This window comes from Ameyamaea chiangmaiensis (assembly GCF_013376175.1).
GTDB classification, from domain to species: Bacteria; Pseudomonadota; Alphaproteobacteria; order Acetobacterales; family Acetobacteraceae; genus Ameyamaea; species Ameyamaea chiangmaiensis.
Genome location: NZ_JABXXR010000215.1, coordinates 1 through 3,474 on the forward strand (window position 1 = coordinate 1; position 3,474 = coordinate 3,474).

Consider the following 3,474-nt stretch of genomic DNA (forward strand, 5'->3'; position numbering starts at 1 on the left):
CGTGTCGCCGTCGATCAGGGTCGCGCGCAGGAATGCCACGGGACCGCCCATCAGCGGTAGGGCAACCCCGGCGCCCACAGCCTCGTGCGCGGCCTCGCCATGCAACAGGCCGACCGGTTCGATCAGTCGCGGCAGCGCGGTCATCGGGCGGTCGTGTGCGCGCACGGGGCGCGGGTCATGGTGTACCGGGCGAAGGCCGCCGGCGGTGCCGTTCCGTCTCGGCTCTGGATGTCCCAGTGCAGACGGTCGGCGTCGAGCCGCCAGTGGTTGGCGAACACGACGCCGCCGTTGCGGTAGGTGAGGTCGAAGCCGCCCGGCACGGTCTGCCCGGTGCCCAGCGTAATGTAGCCTCCCCCGAAACTGTCGGCCCAGACGCCGGTCAGGGCCTGGGGCGCCGTCCGCGTGGTGGTGTCCCGGCCGCCCACCAGAAGATGCGCGGCATAACGGTCCCTCGCATCGCCCGTGGCGGTGCTGTCGGCGTCGAGGGCGAACAGGGCGTCCAGCACCATCGGGTGTGCGCTCAGGCCAATGTCCACAGGCTTGCCCATCACGGTGCCTGTGCCATGCCAGCATCCGGCAAGGGCGCGCACGACCGCCGGAACCGGCGCGGTTCCGGGCTCGGCCGCCAGCGCCGGAGGGAGCCCCAACACCATGACAAGAAAGGCTGGAACCGCGCCGCGCCGCAAAGTGGGCGGGATCACGTTGGACCACGAGGGTGACGACGCCATGCAGGACCGATCAAAAAGGCATAGAAACAAAACGAGAGGCCGAAAGGCCTCTCGTGATGAGCAGATCAGCCGGGCATCGGAGCCGGATCGAGGCCGCCGCCGGGGGGTAGGGAATCCGGCCCGGGACGGCGTGCCGTCTGCGGGACCGACGCCCGGCGCCCGTCCTGCGCGGGTTCGTCGACCACGACCCGTTCGATCGGCTCGCCGCGCATGACCATGCGGATTTCCTCACCCGAAAGCGTCTCATGCTCCAGCAGGGCGTTGGCGAGGCGATGCAACTCATCGATGTGCTCGATCAGCAGCGTGTGCGCCTTGCGATAGGCCTCGTCGATCAGGGCCTTGATCTCGGAGTCGATCTCGCGCGCCGTTTGTTCGGAGACGTTCTTGTTCTGCGTCACGGAGTGGCCGAGGAACACCTCCTGCCCGTTGTCGCCATAGGCGATCATGCCGAGCTTGTCGCTCATGCCCCACTCGGTGATCATCCGGCGCGCCTGATCGGTCGCCATCTTGATGTCGCCCGAGGCACCCGTGCAGACATTGTCCTTGCCGAAAATGATCTCCTCGGCCGCGCGGCCACCCATCGCCAGCACCAGTTCGGCCAGGCACTTAGCCTTGCTCTTGGAGTAGCGATCGCCTTCGGGCAGGCTCATGACCAAGCCCAGCGCGCGGCCGCGCGGAATGATGGTGGCCTTGTGGACCGGGTCGCAGCCAGGGGTCAGGATCGCGCACAGGGCGTGGCCGCCTTCGTGGAACGCGGTCATGCGCTTTTCATCGTCGCTCATGACCAGCGAGCGTCGCTCGGTCCCCATCAGGACCTTGTCCTTGGCGTTCTCGAACTCGGCCATCGCCACGGTGCGCTTGGACAGGCGGGCGGCCAGCAGCGCCGCCTCGTTCACCAGATTCGACAGGTCGGCACCAGAGAAGCCGGGCGTGCCGCGTGCGATCACCTTCGGATCGACGTCGGCGGCCAGAGGCACCTTGCGCATATGCACGCGCAGGATCTTCTCGCGGCCCAGCACGTCGGGGTTCGGCACGACCACCTGACGGTCGAAACGGCCGGGGCGCAGAAGTGCGGGGTCGAGCACGTCGGGGCGGTTGGTCGCCGCGATCAGGATCACGCCCTCATTGCTCTCGAAGCCGTCCATCTCGACCAGCATCTGGTTCAGCGTCTGTTCGCGCTCGTCATTGCCGCCGCCCAGACCCGCGCCACGATGGCGGCCAACGGCGTCGATCTCGTCGATGAAAATGATGCAGGGCGCGGCTTTCTTACCCTGTTCGAACATGTCGCGCACGCGCGATGCGCCGACACCGACGAACATTTCGACGAAGTCGGAGCCCGAGATGGTGAAGAACGGCACGTTCGCCTCGCCCGCGATGGCGCGCGCCAGCAACGTCTTGCCGGTTCCGGGCGGTCCGACCAGCAGCACGCCCTTGGGGATCTTGCCGCCCAGCCGGGTGAATTTCTGCGGGTCCTTCAGGAACTCGACGATCTCCTGAAGCTCGCCTTTGGCTTCGTCGATGCCCGCGACATCGTCGAATGTCACGCGACCCTGTTTTTCGGTCAGCATCCGCGCCCGCGACTTGCCAAAGCCCATGGCGCGGCCGCTGCCCGACTGCATCTGGCGCATGATGAAGATCCAGGCGCCGAACATCAGCAGGATAGGCGCGTAGTTCACCAGATAACGCAGGATCGGGTTGGTATCGCTGTCTTGCGGCTTGGCGACGACCTCCACACCTTTTTCCGTCAGGCGCGGCACCAGCGTCGGATCGGTGGGGGTGTAGGTCTCGAACGATGTGCCGTCGGTGAGCGTGCCGGAGACGTTGCGGTCCTGGATGACGACCGAGCGCACATGCCCGTTATTCACGTCGGCGACGAAATCGGAATAGGCGAGCTGCTGGGAGGCATGCTGGCTGGTTCCGGGCTGGAACACGTTGAAGAGCAACAGCAGCAACACGATGATTATGACCCAGAGGGCCAGGTTGCGGCCGAAATTGTTCATCTTGCCCATTGCATCACACTCCGGCCTCGCTGCCGGTCCCACGGTGCCGCATCCGCGTGGAACGGCTCCAGACAACTCATAGACCTACAACATAGGGCATGTGGGAGCCATTCCCAGCCCCGTGAGCGCGGATTCGCATGCTTTTTCGTCAGTCCGGCCCTTCGCGGCCCCCTGGTGCGCCTGTTTTTTCCGCTCCGACGGGCCTTCGGGGCCCCTGTCCCGCTTGCCCCGGCGGCGTGGAGCCTGCAGGTATCGGGCCCGGGTGTCCTGTCATGGGTGGGCGATGCGGTATCTCTATCTGGTGGTGGCGATCCTCTCGGAGGTGTGCGGCACGACGTTCCTGAAACAGTCCGACGGGTTCTCGAAACTCGTCCCCAGCCTTGTCGTCGTCGTGTCGTACGCCGTCACGTTCTATTGCATGTCGCTGTCGCTGAAGTCGCTTCCGACGGGCATCGTCTACGCGACATGGTCGGGGGTCGGGATCGTCCTGATCGCGCTGGCGGCCCGGCTGTTCCAAGGGCAGCGCCTCGACCCGGCGGCACTGGTCGGCATGGGTCTGATCGTCGCGGGCGTGATTGTGATGAACGCCTTTTCAGCCTCCGGTCCGCATCAGGACCCCTGATCGGCACTGTTCGCCATCGCCTCAGCGGGAAGCCAGAGCGCTGAGTCCGCCACCGTCGACGGCGGGGTCAGGTCCAGCCGCACGCCGGGCGGCAGCGACAGGCCGCGCGCCATGCTGCCGATCA

3 protein-coding genes are annotated in these 3,474 nt (G+C 66.3%); 1 reads left to right on the forward strand and 2 read right to left on the reverse strand.

Annotated elements, in window-relative coordinates; translation table 11 throughout:
- Nucleotides 1–140 precede the first annotated feature (140 nt).
- Nucleotides 141–728 (reverse strand): hypothetical protein, encoded by a 588-nt coding sequence (locus tag HUK82_RS15320; protein WP_176614769.1) that lies wholly within the window; start codon nucleotides 726–728, stop codon nucleotides 141–143.
- Nucleotides 729–793: 65 nt separating this feature from the next.
- Nucleotides 794–2,728, reverse strand: coding sequence for an ATP-dependent zinc metalloprotease FtsH (gene ftsH, locus HUK82_RS15325; RefSeq protein ID WP_176614771.1), 1,935 nt, complete (start codon nucleotides 2,726–2,728; stop codon nucleotides 794–796).
- Nucleotides 2,729–3,011: 283 nt separating this feature from the next.
- Between ftsH and HUK82_RS15330 the strand changes: the two genes are divergently transcribed.
- On the forward strand, nucleotides 3,012–3,350 hold the full coding sequence (locus HUK82_RS15330) for a DMT family transporter (protein ID WP_176614772.1): 339 nt from the start codon (nucleotides 3,012–3,014) through the stop codon (nucleotides 3,348–3,350).
- Nucleotides 3,351–3,474: the final 124 nt, after the last annotated feature.